Origin of the sequence: Helicobacter monodelphidis (assembly GCF_003288845.1) — a bacterium.
Lineage (GTDB): Bacteria > Campylobacterota > Campylobacteria > Campylobacterales > Helicobacteraceae > NHYN01.
On sequence record NZ_NHYN01000001.1, the window covers coordinates 22726 to 39811 of the forward strand.

The 17086-nt window shown below is 36.3% G+C and carries 17 protein-coding genes; 7 read left to right on the forward strand and 10 right to left on the reverse strand.

The window, feature by feature from the left end:
- Positions 1–14: 14 nt before the first annotated feature.
- From CCZ01_RS00120 to rplM, 6 genes are all read right to left on the reverse strand, one after another.
- Positions 15–668, reverse strand: a complete 654-nt coding sequence (locus tag CCZ01_RS00120) for a CoA transferase subunit A (RefSeq protein ID WP_112051204.1) — start codon at positions 666–668, stop codon at positions 15–17.
- 3 nt (positions 669–671) lie between these two features.
- Positions 672–1853, reverse strand: a complete 1182-nt coding sequence (locus CCZ01_RS00125; protein ID WP_112051205.1) for an acetyl-CoA C-acetyltransferase — start codon at positions 1851–1853, stop codon at positions 672–674.
- Positions 1854–2191: 338 nt separating this feature from the next.
- Positions 2192–3412, reverse strand: a complete 1221-nt coding sequence (locus CCZ01_RS00135) for a hypothetical protein (protein ID WP_112051207.1) — start codon at positions 3410–3412, stop codon at positions 2192–2194.
- 14 nt (positions 3413–3426) lie between these two features.
- Positions 3427–4071 carry a uracil-DNA glycosylase family protein gene (locus CCZ01_RS00140; protein WP_112051208.1) on the reverse strand — a complete coding sequence of 215 codons (645 nt, stop codon included), beginning with the start codon at positions 4069–4071 and terminating at the stop codon, positions 3427–3429.
- A 57-nt stretch (positions 4072–4128) separates the two neighbouring features.
- The gene (rpsI, locus tag CCZ01_RS00145) at positions 4129–4518 is read right to left on the reverse strand and encodes a 30S ribosomal protein S9 (RefSeq protein WP_112051209.1); all 390 of its coding nucleotides are present in this window, start codon (positions 4516–4518) and stop codon (positions 4129–4131) included.
- 9 nt (positions 4519–4527) lie between these two features.
- The gene (gene rplM, locus CCZ01_RS00150; RefSeq protein ID WP_112051210.1) at positions 4528–4947 is read right to left on the reverse strand and encodes a 50S ribosomal protein L13; all 420 of its coding nucleotides are present in this window, start codon (positions 4945–4947) and stop codon (positions 4528–4530) included.
- 137 nt (positions 4948–5084) lie between these two features.
- Between rplM and CCZ01_RS00155 the strand changes: the two genes are divergently transcribed.
- Complete coding sequence (locus tag CCZ01_RS00155; RefSeq protein ID WP_112051211.1) at positions 5085–6290, forward strand: glycosyltransferase; 1206 nt, start codon at positions 5085–5087, stop codon at positions 6288–6290.
- A 37-nt stretch (positions 6291–6327) separates the two neighbouring features.
- Here the strand turns inward: CCZ01_RS00155 and CCZ01_RS00160 are convergent, their stop codons facing one another.
- Positions 6328–7320, reverse strand: a complete 993-nt coding sequence (locus CCZ01_RS00160; RefSeq protein ID WP_258436241.1) for a type II asparaginase — start codon at positions 7318–7320, stop codon at positions 6328–6330.
- A gap of 242 nt (positions 7321–7562) precedes the next feature.
- On the opposite strand from CCZ01_RS00160, the gene CCZ01_RS00165 reads away from it, so the two are divergent.
- Entirely contained in the window at positions 7563–8483 is a 921-nt protein-coding gene (locus tag CCZ01_RS00165; RefSeq protein ID WP_181566248.1) for a glycosyltransferase family A protein, read from the forward strand.
- A gap of 26 nt (positions 8484–8509) precedes the next feature.
- Entirely contained in the window at positions 8510–8773 is a 264-nt protein-coding gene (locus CCZ01_RS00170; RefSeq protein ID WP_112051213.1) for a hypothetical protein, read from the forward strand.
- Between the two features lie 56 nt (positions 8774–8829).
- On the opposite strand, the gene murC is transcribed toward CCZ01_RS00170, so the two are convergent.
- From murC to CCZ01_RS00185, 3 genes are read right to left on the reverse strand one after another with little or no spacing between them, the layout of a single operon-like run.
- The gene (gene murC / locus CCZ01_RS00175) at positions 8830–10170 is read right to left on the reverse strand and encodes a UDP-N-acetylmuramate--L-alanine ligase (RefSeq protein ID WP_112051214.1); all 1341 of its coding nucleotides are present in this window, start codon (positions 10168–10170) and stop codon (positions 8830–8832) included.
- 27 nt (positions 10171–10197) lie between these two features.
- Positions 10198–11331 carry a succinyldiaminopimelate transaminase gene (locus CCZ01_RS00180; RefSeq protein ID WP_112051215.1) on the reverse strand — a complete coding sequence of 378 codons (1134 nt, stop codon included), beginning with the start codon at positions 11329–11331 and terminating at the stop codon, positions 10198–10200.
- A gap of 29 nt (positions 11332–11360) precedes the next feature.
- Positions 11361–12836 (reverse strand): DEAD/DEAH box helicase, encoded by a 1476-nt coding sequence (locus CCZ01_RS00185; protein WP_112051216.1) that lies wholly within the window; start codon positions 12834–12836, stop codon positions 11361–11363.
- A gap of 217 nt (positions 12837–13053) precedes the next feature.
- On the opposite strand from CCZ01_RS00185, the gene CCZ01_RS00190 reads away from it, so the two are divergent.
- The 4 genes from CCZ01_RS00190 to mqnF are packed head-to-tail and all read left to right on the forward strand — an operon-like array spanning position 13054 to position 17082.
- The gene (locus CCZ01_RS00190; RefSeq protein WP_112051217.1) at positions 13054–13827 is read left to right on the forward strand and encodes a cytochrome c biogenesis CcdA family protein; all 774 of its coding nucleotides are present in this window, start codon (positions 13054–13056) and stop codon (positions 13825–13827) included.
- 10 nt (positions 13828–13837) lie between these two features.
- Complete coding sequence (locus CCZ01_RS00195) at positions 13838–15076, forward strand: amidohydrolase family protein (protein WP_258436112.1); 1239 nt, start codon at positions 13838–13840, stop codon at positions 15074–15076.
- Positions 15070–15873, forward strand: coding sequence for a mechanosensitive ion channel family protein (locus tag CCZ01_RS00200; RefSeq protein WP_112051218.1), 804 nt, complete (start codon positions 15070–15072; stop codon positions 15871–15873). The genes CCZ01_RS00195 and CCZ01_RS00200 overlap by 7 nt, the downstream gene beginning before the upstream one ends.
- The gene (gene mqnF / locus CCZ01_RS00205; protein ID WP_112051219.1) at positions 15874–17082 is read left to right on the forward strand and encodes an aminofutalosine deaminase family hydrolase; all 1209 of its coding nucleotides are present in this window, start codon (positions 15874–15876) and stop codon (positions 17080–17082) included.
- Positions 17083–17086: the final 4 nt, after the last annotated feature.

Genomic DNA, 17086 nt, shown 5'->3' on the forward strand with positions numbered 1-17086 from the left:
TTCTTTTGTTCTCATTATTGCTCCTTTCTGCTATCTACGATATAATCCACAACGACACCCGGTACAACTACATTATTAGGATTGATAGGGGTTTCCAAGATTTCTTCAACTTCAACGATGACTAAATCCGCACTCATTGCCATCAGTGTATTAAAATTCCGTGTTGTCCCATCGTAGCTAAGATTCCCATATTTATCTGCATAAGTTGCATAGACAATCGCGACATCTGCCTTCAAAGGTTTCTCAAGTAAATATTCTTTGCCATCAACCTTGATGATCTCCTTGCCTTCTGCCACAAGCGTGCCAAGCCCCGTGCTAACTAATATCCCACCAAGCCCAGAGCGAGAGGCACGAATCCGTTCTGCCAAAGTCCCTTGAGGCACGAGTGTAACCTCTAAACTTCCATCACTCATTTGTCTACCTGTCTCTTTATTTGTCCCTACATGTGTGGCGATGAGCTTTGAGATTTGTTTGTTTGTAATAAGTTTCCCGTAGGAATAATCTGCCATTGCAGTATCATTGCTGATTTGAGTGAGATTCTTTGTGCCAAGATTAACAAGTTCTTCTATCGTTTTATGTGCTGTGCCACAACCTATAAATCCACCAATAAAGACAGAATCTCCCTCTTTTACTAATTTTGCTGCTTCTTTTGCCGAAATAATTTTCATGTTCTAGCTCCTTTCAAATATCGCTGCTATACCTTGTCCGCCACCAACACAAAGTGTCGCTAAGCCAAATTGTTTATTTTGTTTTTTCATTGCATTAAGAAGTGTCGCGACAATCCTTGCTCCACTCGCACCGACGGGGTGTCCTAGTGCTATCGCTCCACCATTGATATTTAATCTCTCAAGATTGGGTTTAAGCTCCTTGATACAAGCGAGGCTTTGTGCTGCAAAGGCTTCGTTTGCCTCTATTAAATCTATATCTTCAATTTTCATGCTAGCTTTTTCAAGCACTTTTTTTGCTGCCATTGCCGCCCCGATACCCATTATACGAGGAGGGACACCTACACTCGCGATAGCTTTTATCGTAGCGAGTATGGGTAAGCCCAAATCCTGTGCTTTGTCCTTGCTCATCACGATTGCCATTGCCGCACCATCGTTAATCCCAGAGGCATTCCCAGCGGTTACGCTACCATTTTTGTCAAATGCAGGTCGGAGTTTTGCAAGAGATTCTTTGCTGATGTCGCCACGCACAAATTCATCTTGAGTAAATACATTCTCACCTTTTTTACTTTTCAGCACCACAGGGCTAATCTCACCAGCAAAGGCATTTGAATCTAATGCCTTTTTGGCTTTAAACTGTGAATGCAGTGCAAATTCGTCTTGTTCTTCGCGTGATATATTGTATTCTTTCGCGAGATTTTCCGCAGTAATTCCCATGTGATAGCCCTCCATCGCACAAGTAAGGGCATCTTTTATCATACTATCGATAACTTGTTTATCTCCCATTTTGTAGCCCTCGCGGACAGATTCTAAGAGATAGGGCGAAGCGGACATATTTTCGCTCCCACCCGCAAGCACAATGTCATTTTCACCCAGCAAAATACTTTGATACGCTAAATCGATAGCCTTTAGCCCCGATCCACAGAGTTTATTGATGCAATAAGCTCCTTTGCTTTCATCTATACCACTATTGATAAGCACCTGTCTTGCAGGATTCTGCCCTAGTCCAGCTTGTAATATTTGTCCTAAAATTACCTCGTCGATGAGATTTGGCTCTAGATTTAGCTCGCTAAGTAAATCTTTTGATACGATTGAGGCAAGCTCTACCGCACTTACACCTTTGAGGCTACCTAAAAACGAACCGATGGCGGTTCGCTTCGCCCCTACAATCACCACTTCCTTTTGCATTTTTTCTCCTTGTTAGAGCATAGATTTTTATCATTGCAACAACACAGAAATGTGATGACAATCTTAATTTTTTTTAATCTATGTCATAAAAATAAGATTCAACATTATGCCCCCCCCCCCCCTTATTTTTTGCTTAAGAGTATTGATAGAGTCGATCAGGTAGGGTTTATAGAAAATCACACAGAAAATTTTAATGATCTTTTTGGTTGTTTGTTTTAAAATGAAGAATTGATGGAGGTTATAATTTTATGCTCCATAAAATTTAGCATTGCGATAAGGGATAATTGATGACTTTATTTTTGGGTAAAATTAGTTAAAGAAGTTAATAGATAAATATTCTAATCAACTGGCTCAAAAAGATTGCTAGTAACTCTATAAACCTTAATATTATAGCGTACCTGATTATCCTTAATGTCTTCTGAAAACCAATCACGTTCTTTGCCAAAAAGCTTCTGATAAAAATATTCCACACCAATGGCGGTTGAATAATGAATCCAGTCATAATGCACATCTGCATCTAGTAGAGCTGCGTATTCATTCATCTCTGGAGTTCGTTGTTCACCTGTAACGCTACTCACATAAAGAGAGCGACGAGCATTTGCTTGTGTTAGATCGAAAAGGGCATAGTTAAAGCCTAGCTGGGTAGTTAAAATAACTGCTGGACGAATGCGACTATAGGTAAGTTGCGAAAGAATAAAAGCGGTATCATTGATAGCAGTATTTAAAAAAAGATTAGAGTTGCGTAAAATTTTTGCCTTAGATTGAATAGAGCGACTAAATTTTGCTGCTTGTTTGAGGCTAAAATCTTCTTGAAAAACAACATTTAATCCTTCTGCTTTTACGCTAGCCGCAATTCTTTTTCCTGTATTACTAATATCTGTGTACATCGCAGTATTGAGTTGGCTATCCGTAAAATGTTTGAGTTTTGCAACCTGTTCTTGATAGCTGATTCCTCCAAAAATGATTTGTGGGGAAACTTGAGCAGTTTTTAATTGTTCTTTATGAATATTAGCAATATAAAGTGGAATTTTTGGGGAAAGTTTTGGAATGGAAGGGAGAGAATTTGAGGTTAGAATTGCAATAGTTCCACCAAAATGTCGTCCTTCAATATTACCTAAAGTGGCACTAAGGGATTCAAGACTTTCGTTAGGAAGGTCAAAAACTTCAAAATAAAATGAATTACTTTGTGTAGTAAGATAGGAAAGAATTGTGTTGATAGTGGTGGTTGAATACGAACCGATTTGTTTGCGTGGAAAAATAATGGCAAGTTTCATTTGTGCATCACTATTTGGATTTGGATAGGCTTTTCCAAAACCGTGTTGGTCCATCGCTTTTGAAAATGCTGAAAGTAAACGGGATTCTTTAGCGTATTGTGTAAATCGTGCAAGAAATGAAAAGATTTGTTCTTCTTTAAGGAGTTTTTCTAAGCAACGAGTGTCGCATAATTCAGGGTTGGTGTTAATCATCTCCATTGTTGGAAGCGGTAAAGGGGAGATTTCTTGCGATTTAGAATAGGCTATGGATACAATCATTAGAAAAATAAATGAATATTTCAACATTATACTTTAATCCTTCATAGTAAGTTTTTGATAAATAAAAGATCGCGCATAGCATCTTTTTTAAAAGATGGATTTTTTAGTAAAAACTTAGGGCTATAGGTTAATACGACATTCATCCCCTCCCAAATTTGTTTTTTACCACGCATATTCTGCATATCCTCCATAAAAAAGAATTGTCCTACATTATCGCCCAAAAGCACAATAACGTGTGGAGAAAGTAGCATAAGCTGTTGATAAAGATATGGACGACAGCATTCTGTAGGTTCCTGTAGATTTGTGTCGCCTAAATTGGGAGTACATTTCAGTACGGATAATAGGGCGATTTCATCGCGTTTTAGGAGCAACACATTCTCAATCATATTGTGTAGCATTTCACCACTACGTGTAATTAGTGATGACGAATGTGAATGCGGTGTAAAAGGAGTTTCTGAAACAAAGGCAACCTTAAGATTTTGCCCATAAAAGCCGACATTCTGCTTTTGGGATTTTCCTAACAAACAAAGCTGACAATGTTGTATGTCACGCTCAACTTGCACAAGATTCTGATTTGTTGGGCGATAAATGGCTTTGTGTTGGATTACTTTAGGTTCGAGGTAAAGCATTCCACACATTCTTTCCCAATATAATCGCCGTAATTCTAATATCTTTTCAGCATTCATAAAGTTAGTTGCAAAAAAAGAAATCTAAAAGCAATCTTCCCAAAATTCCATAAAATATTATCTTTTTGAGAATTGAGGACTTCGACGAGCCTTTCGCTTTCCGTATTTTTTGCGTTCTACAACCCTAGAATCTCTTGTTAATAAGCCCTTTGGTTTAAGAATTGCTCTAAAGCCTGTGTCATAAACTGCTAAAGCTTTAGAAATTCCGTGTCTCAATGCCTCTGCTTGTGCAGAATAACCACCACCGAAACTTACTGCAACAATATCTACGCTACTTTCTTGTTTTGTTAGAAGCAAGGGTTGCATTACCTTCATCTTGATTGTCTCATGCCCACCTAGCCACTCATTGAGATTTGTGCCATTAATAGAAAGCTTACCGCTACCGGGCGCAAGCCAAACTTTTGCAATTGCTGTTTTTCTTTTTCCTGTTGCATAAATTTTTGCCATTTTGAATCCTTATTTCTTCACTTGAGCTGTATGAGGATGTTCTTCACCTGCATAGACTTTAAGTTTTTTGATGATTGTACGTGCCAACTTTGTTTTGGGTAGCATTCCTCTAACCGCTAAACGAAAAAGCTTTTCCGGACTTTTTTCTAGCATTTCATTCAGTACTTGTGACTTTGTGCTACCAAAATAACCTGAATGCGTAAAATATTGTTTATTATCCAGTTTTGCACCGCTGAATTTCACTTTATCGGCATTGATGACAACAACAAAATCACCGCAGTCAACATGAGGCGTAAAGGAGGGTTTGTGTTTGCCCCTTAAAATAATTGCAATTTGCGTAATTAAACGGCCAAAAGTTTGATCTTTAGCGTCTAATACTATCCATTCTCTCTTTATCTCGCTATTATTAGCCATTTTTGTCATATTCATTGTAAAAACCCCTTGAGTGATTATTGGGAAATTCTTGCATTTATGTTACAATCCTGCAAGTGGAAGCGACATTCTAACATTTTATTCTTAATATTTACTTAATTTAAGGTTAAAATCAATTTTATAAGGGGGAGATTTTGATAACAGATATACAATCCAAAAAACCAGTTTTAGCAATTTTAATTTATTCTTTGGGTGGCGGAGGAGCTGAACGCGTTTTAAGTACTTTGCTACCTTATTTTCATCAAGAATTTGAAGTTCATTTAGTGTTATTGGAAGATAAAAATAGCTATGAATTGCAAGAACCTTATACGCTTTTAGGTAAAAGTCAATCCTCTGATTGCTCTTTGATGAAATTACTGAGAATTCCTATGATTGCACTTCAGTATCGCCAATTTCTTCAACGCATTCAAGCTGATTTATCTTTTTCGCTTCTTAATCGTCCAAATTATATGAATCTTCTAGCGACTGCTCCTTTAAGCATTCAAACAATTATTAGCGAACATGCTACGCCATCAATGCAATATCAAGGAACGGGGATAGGGGCAAGAATAAGCCGTTTTTTGATTCGTCGACTTTATCCTAAGGCAAACCATATTGTTAGTGTCTCTTTAGGGGTTAAAAAGGATTTGGAGCAGAATTTTTTCATTCCGCATTCTCGTATACAAGCTATTTATAATCCTTTCGAGATTCAGCAAATTGAGGCAATGAGTCAAGAAGAGTCTGCTCTTTTGAGTCGAATACAAGATAGGTTTTCAGATCGGAAAATGTTTATTGCGATTGGGCGACTTGATTCAGGCAAGAACCACCATTTTTTAATTGAATCCTTCAAGATATTAAAAGATTCTTTAAGTGGTATTGAAATGCCCCTATTGTTGATTTTAGGGGAAGGTGAGTTGGAAGGAAAACTTAAGCAGTTAATTATTGAATTAGGTTTGCAAAATGATGTATTTTTGGGTGGATTTATTAAGAATCCTTACCCTCTCATCAAAAATGCAGTTGCCTTGCTTTCAGCGTCTTTGTATGAAGGATTCTTAAATGTGCTTGTTGAATCCTTAGCTTTAGGAATTCCACCAATAAGTAGCGATTGTCCAAATGGTCCTAGAGAGATTTTACAATCCCAAAAGCCACCTTATTTAGAATGTGAATATGAGATAACAAAATACGGTGTTTTATTTTCTTTGCAACCTACATTACTTGCAGAAATTCTCTTAAAGGTTATTCAAAAAGATATTTGTTTTGACTCTGCCAAGTTGAAAGAATACGCTAAAAAATTTGATGCCAAGCAAATTGCAGATGCCTATATTCAGGCATTTAAGAATTGCTTAGAAAGCCATTCTTAAAACTTTTAGCTTAGTTTTTGTCTTAAGAATATTGCTTTTAGTATTGCTGAAAAATTTTAGCAATTTCTGTGGGATTATTACTTTTTGTCAGTGCAAGCATTAAAAGGACTCTTGCTTTTTGTGGATTTAAATCTTTCGCACCAATAAAGCCTAACTTGGAATCCGCTTCACTTGCTAAGACAATCCCAGTGCCTACCCTTGAACTTTGCACAACAATCAAACCTTTTTTCATAAGTTGTTTTAAGGTATCTTTTTGGTTTTTGTGAATGCTCCCAGCACCTGTTCCAGCGACAACAATACCTTTTGTATTTCCGTTAAATAGAGCTTGTGCTGCGATATCTGAACCATCATTTGCGTAAGAATAAAGAATATCTACTTTGGGTAGACTCTTGAGGTTGTTAGCGTCAAAAATGCTTTTTTGGGTGTGGGGGTAGTTAGGAATATAGTTAAAATAAATAATGCCATCAAGAATATAACCCATATCTCCAGCATTTAGAGATTTAAAAGTCTCAACATTAAGGGCGTGAGTTTTACTAACAAATCTCGCACTCTGAATTTTATCATTCATAGCAACCATTACACCTTTACCCTTTGCAAGTGGGCTACTTGCAAGTGCAACGGCATTATAAAGATTCTTAGGTCCATCAGCACTCATTGCGGTGCTAGGTCGCATAGCACCTGTTAACACAACAGGTTTATCGCTTTTGATAGTGAGGTGTAAGAAAAATGCTGTTTCCTCCATTGTGTCTGTTCCATGTGTGATGACAATCCCATCGACCTCTTTGCTTGAAAGAAGCGTATTGATTTTTTGTGTTAGAGTGAGCCAAATTTCATCACTCATGTCAGCAGAATCGATATTCGCAATTTGTTCACCCTTGATATTTGCAAGATTTTTTATTTCTGGTACAGCATTAATTAATACATCGATACCGACAACACCAGCAGTATAACCCGTTGTTTTAATATTGGAATCGATTGAGCCAGCGATTGTTCCGCCTGTGGCTAAAATCATAATGTTAGGTTTTATCATTGCTTTCCCTTGTGTAGTTGTAGGGGCTGCATGAGTAACCCCCATACAAGCCAAAACCATTAATACCAAAGCGACTATTCTTTGAAGTATCATGACCTACCTCCTAATAAAACTTATATTTTGACTTACAATGTACGCGTTATTGTATCATTTGAGTCTTTTAGAAAATATTAATAGTACATAAATATTTGGATGTTGGTTCTAAAATGTTATAATGCAAATGAATGTTAGTGGAGGGTTTAATGCGGACGGTTTTTTTTACATTTATTACGCCAACTTTTAACCGTGTAGATAAGATTCACAGGGTTTTTGAAAGTTTGTGTCAACAAACTTTGCGTTCTTTTGAGTGGATTGTGATTGATGATGGCTCAAAAGATGGTACAAAGGAGCAGATTAAGGCTTATCAGCAGGAAGCAGACTTTGAAATACATTACTATTATAAGGAGAATGAAGGTAAGACAAGTGCACTTGCATTGGGTATCCCAATGGCAAAGGGAGAATTAATTATTATTGCTGATTCAGATGATTGTTTTGTTGCTGAAACTGTAGAGAAATTTTCAGAGGCATGGTTGAAATTAACAGAGGACGAGCAAGAAAAATGTAATGGAATTCTTGCACTATGTGTGACACAAAATGGGCAAAATATTGGAGAGGATTACCGCAATGAAGGTTATTACAATCCTATTGATTTTGCATTTGGTGGTGAAATTGAACGGGTTGGGGAAAATTGGATTGCCTCGAATGCAACAATTCTAAAGAAGCATTGGGTATTGAATGATGCAGAAAAAATGCTTGGGTTTATTCCTGAAAGCCATTTTTGGAATAAAATTGTAATGAGTGAAAAGCCAATCGCTTACCGCATTAATCAACGTTTGAGGATATTTTATGTGAACGAAAATGAACCTTCCTTAAGTGTAGGAATTCGCAAAAAGGCACCTAAAGGTTTGCATTTTGATGCCCATTATTTTATTACACATTATACAGATTTATTGTGGAAATATCCTAAACCTTACTTGAAACATTTATTAAAATATGCTTTATTTACGCAGTATTTAGGTTATGGATTTTTTGTAGGGTTGCAGAGACTTCCTTTGATGGTAAAAATCTTATATAGCCTTGCATACCCTTTTGCATTCTTGTTAAGAAATCGTTATTTTCGTTAATACTTTTACTAATAAAGGAGCTAATATTGAAGTTTTTTGCTGAAGATTCTTTTTATATTTATCAACACCACAATGAGGTTGGTTGTTTATCGAAAGATAAATTTCTTGTGGAAGCCTGTATTAAAAAAGAACACGTTATTGGATACACAATTATGGCACATAATGCAAGAGGTGGGTTACAATATCAAGTTTATGTAATTTTTGATGGTGGAAAAATTTTGTTAGATAGTTTTGTGGAAGAAGAAAAAGCAATAGAATTTTTATATTCTTTGAGAAAAGCATCAGAATGAATAAAGTAAAAGGGTAATACACTTACTTTATGTCCTATTTTCAAATGAGTACCCTTTTAAGTAGTTGATGTATCATATCGAAGCATTGTTGTAATATCTCCCGCACCAAATCCAACACTTAGACCTTCAGTAATTTCTAGTAAAACTTCATGATGATTCATGACTAGTAAACGTTGATTATTACCTTGATTTATGCGTTTGATATGTGTGGCTAAGATGGGTTGATAATGTCCAAAATGTTCCATAAAATCAATTTTTACATATTCTTCTGAAGCGGCATAGACAGGGAGAATAATTAAGCGAATATTCTTTCCAAAACATTCCTTGAAACCTTCTAAATTACTCAATAGACGTGAATATTTATGGGGTTGCCAAATTATCGTTACAATATTAACATTTAATAATTGTGCATAGCGATGCACTGCAACAAGCGTTGCTTTTACCTCTGTAGGATGATGTGCGTAATCATCAATAATTGTTAATTTACCTTTCAGGATAACATCAAATCGTTTTTCTATACCCTTAAAATTTAGGAGTCGTTGGCGTAAAACTTCAATACCCACTTCATCGACCAAACTTAAGATAGCCAATGATGCATCTAGTGCAATATGTTCTCCAATGCCCCAAACACGGAATAGTCCAAAGCTTTTTAATTCAAACTGTGTATAAGGCTCCCCATTAATTAGATGATAATGGATATTGCGAATATCTTTACTTGGAAAAAGGCGCATTGCCCTTAATTCTGAAAGTGTTTCTAAATAGGAATCTTCTGCGTTAATGATCCGTTTGGATGAATTGAGTAAAAATTGTGCATACGCCCCATGAAAAAGATGTAAATCATAATTGTAATTTTCCAAATGCTCCGCTTCTGCATTCACAACTATTGCACAATAGGGATTTGAGCTTAAAAAACTTTGGTCGCTCTCATCCGCTTCAAAGACAACACTTTCACTCTTAATTTGTCGCACATTTGAGCCAAACTCCTTGCTAATTGCACCGATAATTGCACTTGATTCAGGGAGTAATGCACTTAGAATTGCACTTGTTGTACTTTTTCCATGTGCTCCAGCAACGGAATAAACCTTTTTGTCTCCTAAAATAAGGGGCAAAACCTCCTTGCGCGATAAAACCGCAATACCCTTTTGCTTAGCGACAAGAATCTCTATATTATCTTGCTTGATGATTGCTGAATGGACAACTATATCTTGGTCATTAATCGCTGAAGCATCGTGTGGAATGGTGATTTTAATACCCATTTGTTGAAGTTCTTTTGTTGTTTTGCTTTCTTTAATGTCTGAACCGCTAATCGCTACGCCTTGTGCATTCAGATAACGTGCAAGTCCAGAAATACCAATGCCACCAATACCAATAAAATGAATTTTTTGTATTTTTCCCATTATTCTCCGCTTCGTACAATAAAATATTTATTGTTTCATATAATCTTGATATGCATAAGAAAGACGCGTTAAAGCTTCTTTGCATTGTTGTGTTTCATAAACAAGAGCAATTCTTACAAACCCTTTTCCTGCCCCATCTCTTCCCAAAAAAGAGCCTGGCAACGTCGTGATTGCATGTTTTGCATAAAGTTCTTGAGTAAACTTGACATCATCTTTTACAAACAGCCATACATAGAATGTGAAAGGTTGAATTTCAACACCCAAAAGTTCTTGTGCTAGAGATAAATTTTGTGCATAAACCTTTCTTGCAGTTATTGCCGCACTATCGTCACTCCATGCCACAGTAGCTGCTCTTTGTAGGGGTAGTGGCACAGCACAGCCAATGTATGTTCTAAAGCGTCTATAGCCTCTTAAAATTTCTGCATCCCCAGCGACATAACCACTTCTTAAGCCGGGTGCACTTGAACGTTTAGAGATAGAATTGATGGCCAAAATATTTTTGAAAGAGTGATTTCCGACGCTTCTTGATGCCTCTAAGATTGAGTGTGGCGGAGAATTTGTATAAATTTCGCTATAGCATTCATCGCTAATAATCACAAAATTATATTCCAATGCATTCAGTACCCATTGTGCTAGTTCTTCTTGTGTTAATGCTTTACCTGTTGGATTATTTGGGGAATTCAGAATCACAATATCGACTTCTTCCATCTGTTGCTTTGTTAATTGAGGGGTAAAATGATTTTCAGGTGTTAAATCCATATATATAGTTCTAGCACGTGAAATTTTAGCTGCTCCTTCATAAATTTGGTAGAAAGGGTTGGGGTGTGCAATAACAGGATTTGTGCGATCAAAAAGTAGATATTGGGGTAAGTTAAAAAGCACCTCCCGTGTTCCAAAGCTTAATACGACTTCAGAATCACTCAAAGAAATTTTATAACGGCGGATAATGTAGTCGATAATCGCATCTTTTAATCCTTTTTCTCCTTGTGATGCAGGATAACGATTTAAAAGGTCACTTGCATCTTTAAAGGCTTGCTGAATGGGTTGTGGTGTAGTAAATTGGGGTTCACCAATAGTCAAAGAAATGGGTTGAATGGGTGCTGGTTGAATTCCTTTCAAAATTTCTTGCAACTTTTCAAAGGGATATTTTTCAAATTCCATAAGATTCTCTCCTTATATTAAAATTAACACTACCGATTGGAACGATTTGGCTTGTGTCGTTTATCGGAAGAACGAGAATGTTTCCTGCCAAACCCATTATCTCCTCTAAAACCTCCTCTTCTGCGGTCAGTGGTTGTTTTTTTGTTGTATCTTAACAAAGAATTTTTGATTTTTGCAAGATCTTCTTTGTTTAAACCAATTTTATTTGGTCCAGAAATTGCGTGGTTATTTAATAAGACTGACAAAAGTTTACATGCAAGTTGAGAAGTTTCCATTTCTTCTGAAAGTTGTTCATACAATCTTAAAGCTTCATCGCTAATTTCTGTTGTTAGCATCTTTGCAATAAGTTTAGAATGTGCATTTTTGAGGGTTTGGGCGATTGTAGGAATTTCATATAGCTCAATTTTTGCTTTCGTATTTTCAGTAATTCTTTTGATTTCTTTAAATTCAAGAGGAGTTGCTAATGTAACCGCTATCCCTTTTTTTCCAGCTCTCCCCGTTCGTCCAATGCGATGGACATAATTTTCAGAATTTAAAGGAATATGATAGTTGAACACATGACTCACATCACTAATATCAAGCCCTCTTGCTGCAACATCCGTTGCGACAAGAATGTCAATGTCTCCTTGCTTGAAAAGCTTAATTGTCTGTTGTCTATCCCTTTGTTCCATATCTCCATGTAACGCACCAGAGAGATAGCCCCTAGCTTTTAGGCAATGTGAGAGGTTGTCTGCTTCTTTTTTCATGCGCGTAAAAATAATTGTTTTTGTTGGTGTTTCGCTATCGATGAGTCGGACAATTGCATCTTCCCTTTCATGTTCATTAATAATGTAATATCTCTGAGAAATATCGCTATTTGTTGCCTCTGTTGCCGCGATTTTAACAATTTTTGGATTATTTAAGATTTTTTTAGCAAGATTTTTGATAGGGAGAGGCATGGTGGCAGAAAAAAGCAATGTTTGTCGATAGCTGGGTAAATAGGTAAAAATTTCTTCAATGTCATCTAAAAACCCCATATCTAGCATTTCATCAGATTCATCAAGTACTACCATAGATGGTGAAAAATTTCCCATACGATCATTACGCAAATGGTCAAGCAGTCTTCCGGGTGTTGCAATGATGACTTGAGGGCATTTTTTAAGTAGGTCTACTTGACGATGAATGCTTTGTCCACCATAAATAGACACTGTTCTTGTGTTACAAAACCGTCCAAGCTTATAAACTTCATCGCTGATTTGCATTGCTAATTCACGCGTTGGTGTAATGATTAACGCTTCAATACTACCACTATTTTTAAGGTTTTGAATAATAGGTAGGGCAAATGCCGCAGTTTTTCCCGTACCTGTTTGGGCTTGAGCAATTAAATCGTGTCCGCCCAATACATAAGGAATGGCTTCAATTTGAATAGGAGAGGGAATTTTAAAACCCGCCTCGATAATACCTTTTAAAAGTTGTGATTTGAAGTTAAAATCATTAAATGAATGGAGTATTTCTTGATGATGCATTGTGTTTTACCCACCTTTTTTAAAGTCATTAACCGCTATTTTTAAGTGTTCTAAATGGAATTGAGTGGCAAGAATTCTAAAAACAGAGATTAAAAATCGCATTATACCTAAAATTTCGTAAAAACTTTGCAAAGTGTGCATTATTAAATATTCGTTGCTATAATTTTGATGCTTCTTTGATAGAATTTTTGAAGCAGAAAGAGAGCGTGTTGCAGTTATGTTTACAGAATTAGAGAATGTAATGCTTGTTGGTTTTGAAAACGCCCCTTTTTTAATTAGCTTATTTGCGGGCATTCTTACTTTTTTAAGCCCTTGTATCCTTCCATTGCTTCCTATCTATCTCTCTTACATTTCAGGGATCTCCATTCATGAAATGAAGCAAGAGGGTTCTTTGAATCTATATTCTCGCTTGAGGGTTATTTTGCAAAGTTTATTTTTTATTCTCGGCTTTAGTACTGTTTTTTTGATTCTTGGAGCTACAATGGCAAGGATTTTATCTATTTTTCTACAACAACCCATTTTTGCATATTTTGCAGGTGGAATTTTGATTTTATTCGGTTTGCATATGATGCATATCATTCAAATCCCTTTTTTGTATTATGAAAAAAAGTTTTTTTTAAATTTACAAAATTCCAAAGGAAAGATTCTCCAATCTTTCAGTTTTTTCTTTACCCCTTTCTTGTTAGGAGTTTCGTTTGGCTTAGGTTGGAGTCCTTGTGTTGGTCCTATTTTAAGCGGAATTATAACATTTGTTGCAGCTGACGAGAGGCAATTTATCTTGCTTGTTTGTTACGCGTTAGGTTTAGGTTTTTCATTCTTGATTAGTGCAATAATGATCAGTTCTATTGCAGGATTAATTCAGAAATTTCAACGCTATTTCAACATTGTTGAGATTTTAGCAGGATTATTATTGATTATCATGGGAATATTAGTTGCGACAGGTTATATGAATAATCTTTCCGCATTTTTAGTAGAATCCACTCTAAAATAAGGAGATAGTTATGTTGTTAAAAAATGCAATTTTATGCGATTATCAACAAGAATTAAAAGCTGATATTAGAATCAAAGAAGATAAAATTGTAGCCATTGGTCCAGAATTGACATCATATAAAACGGAAGAAGTTTTTGATTTGCAAGGGCGATACATTATCCCATCGCTTGTAGATTTGCATGTTTGCCCACGTGATTGTTTGTTGACACATAATAGTTTAATTTTTCTTGCAGAGGCTGCAAAAAAGGGTGGTGTGGGTAGTATCGCACTTCTTCCCAATTCTACTCCACGTATTGATTCTGAAGTTAGCGTAGAATTTGTTAGTCATTTATGTAGCACTCTTCCATTAAATATTTATCCTATTGCCTATGGAATGACGGAAGATGGGCGTTTGAGTGATTTATCTATTCTGCATAAAAAGGGTTGTAAGGCTATTTTTATAGAATCTTCTATTGATGGTAATCTGATGCGACGAATTTGTGAATATTCTTTGTTGCTCAATATCCCTATTTTTTGTCGTTGTGAAGATGAAAATTTGCGGAGAAATGGTGTGATGAATGATGGATATTTATCCGCAAAGCTTGGTTTGCCTGGCATTCCAACATTAAGTGAGGTGAAAGAAGTTGCAAAAATTGCCGAAGTGGGCGTTTTTATGGAGAATCCATTTTTATTCCTTTCAATGAGTAGCGAACGGAGTTTAACCATTGTTGGACGTGCAAAAAAAGAGAATCAAGGTTTAAAAACAGAATGTTCTATCCATCATCTTGCCCTGACAGAAGAATTATGTAATCATTATAATACGGCTGCAAAAATTCTTCCTCCACTCAAGAGTGAAATGACACGTTTAAAGTTACTCAAGGCTTTGAAAAATGGGCATATTGATGTTCTCACCTCTTTGCATTCTGCTTCTAGCATTACGAAAAAAGATTTAGCATTTGAAGAGGCAGCCTTTGGTGTTGAATCTTTGCAAGATTATTTTTCATTACTTTACACAACGCTTGTTTGCACAAAAATGTTTAATTTGTCTGAAGTTTTGCGTTATGCTTCCTATAATCCATCGTCTATCCTTAAGCTTAACAAAGGGGAAATTGCTGTGGGGAAAGATGCGGATTTAATTGTTGTCGATACAGAATTGTCGCGTAAAATTGATAACCCTCTTTCACCTTATCATGGAAAAACTTTGCAAGGTGATGTCATAATGAATATTTTGGGTGGAAAATGTGTTTATTGTAAGGAGGGAGAATGTTAGAATCTTTATTAATTGACGTGCAAACTTTTGAAGAAGCTGCTGTTGTGTGGCTAAAGCTCTATACCCCACGCATTCTTAGTGCGGTAATTCATTTGATTGTGGGGTATCTAATAGCATTGTTTGTGAGGCGATATGCCTATAAAGCAGTTATTAAATTCAGTGAAGCTATTTTAGCAAAGTTTATCTCTACAACCTTATTTTTGCTGTTGCTAATTTTTTCTTTAATTTCAGCACTTTCTGCCTTAGGCGTTCAAACTGCTTCTATTATCGCAGTGTTAGGGGCTGCAGGTTTAGCTATTGCACTATCTTTAAAGAATTCTTTATCTAATATTGCCAGCGGTATTGTATTGATTATTTTTCGCCCATTTAGGTATGGTGATAGTATTGAGATTAATAATATTACAGGAAATGTACTTGAAATTAACCTCTATCATACATTGATTTTGACGGCTGATAATCGCAGTGTTACTATTCCGAATTCAATGATTTCAAGTAACCGTATTATCAATTTTTCTAAGAGTCCGACGCGTCGTATTGATTGGACTTTAGTTTTAGATTATGGAAGTGATATCCAACAAGTAAAGCAAATTATCTATTCTTTATTGCAAGAAGAATCAAAAATTCTTACAGAACCAAAACCTTTTATTGGGGTTGTGAATTTGGGGAGCAAGGGTGTAGAGCTTGCTGTGCGCGTATGGGTTAAAAAAGAGGATTTTAGTGCGATTCAGGTTGCATACAATGAGTCATTTCAGCAAAAATTCAAAGAATCGGGGATTTATTTTGCAAAGGAGATGTAAATGGTAAAAGTCATTGGAGCAAGTAAACTTCTTACTTGCAATGAGGAATGTCGTATTATTACAAGAGGGGGAGTTGCATTTGAATATAATCACATTATCGGTGTAGGAGATTATGATGCTTTGTGTCAAGAATTTGGGCAAGGGCAATTCTTTGAATCTAGCATTCTTATGCCAGCTCTTATCAATGCCCATACCCATCTTGAATTCAGTGAGCAAGGCTTTGAATATGGAAGTTTTGGGAATTGGCTTGATAGCGTGATGGCAAAACGTGATGAAAAGGTTGGTGTTGGAATGTTGCAGAGTATCCAGGCATTACTGAAAAGTGGTGTTGGGAGTATTGGAGCTATTAGCTCCTATGGAATGGATAAGGAAATTCTAGCAGATTCAGCTTTAAATGTTGTCTATTTCTGTGAACTGATTGGCACAAATGAAGCAAAGTGTGATGAAATTTGGGATAGTTTTCATCAACGCGTTAAAGAAAGTCTTACATTACAAAATGAACGTTTTAAAGTTGGTATTGGCATTCATTCGCCCTATTCTGTGATGCCGACCTTGCTTAAAAAAGCAGTTCAAGAGGCAAAAGCATGCAATATGCCAATGAGTGTGCATTTTTTAGAATCTAGAGAGGAAAAGGAATGGCTACAGCAGAGCAATGGCTACTTTAAAAACTTTTATGCTAGAATTAATCCCGCAGTGCAAAAAAGTTTTTATTCACCACTTGGATTCTTAAATTACTTTGAAGATTTGCAACAAGGTGTACTTTTTGTCCATTGTACGCAAGCACAAGATGAGCATTTACAAAAGATTGCACAATGTCATGGGAGTATTGTAACTTGTCCGCGTTCTAATCGGCTTTTGGGTGGAAATTTATTACAATATGACTGGGTGAGGGGGTTTGTGCCTGTTCTTGTTGCAACAGATTCTTTAGCATCAAATACTTCTTTATCTCTGTTGGAAGAATTGCGTGTTTTATTGTTTGCAAATTCTGCCCCCTTAGCCCCTTTGGCTGATGAACTGCTTTTGAGTGTAACAAGGAGGGCAGCAAAGGCATTAGGATTGAATAATGGTATTTTGGAAGTTGGCCGAGATGCAGATATTTCGCTTTTTGAGATTCAAGATATTGAACAAAGTTGCAAAGAAAGCTTACAATGGCTTTTGTATGCACAGGAAGTCCAAAGAATGTGGTTGGGCGGGGAAGAAATTTTTTAAGGAG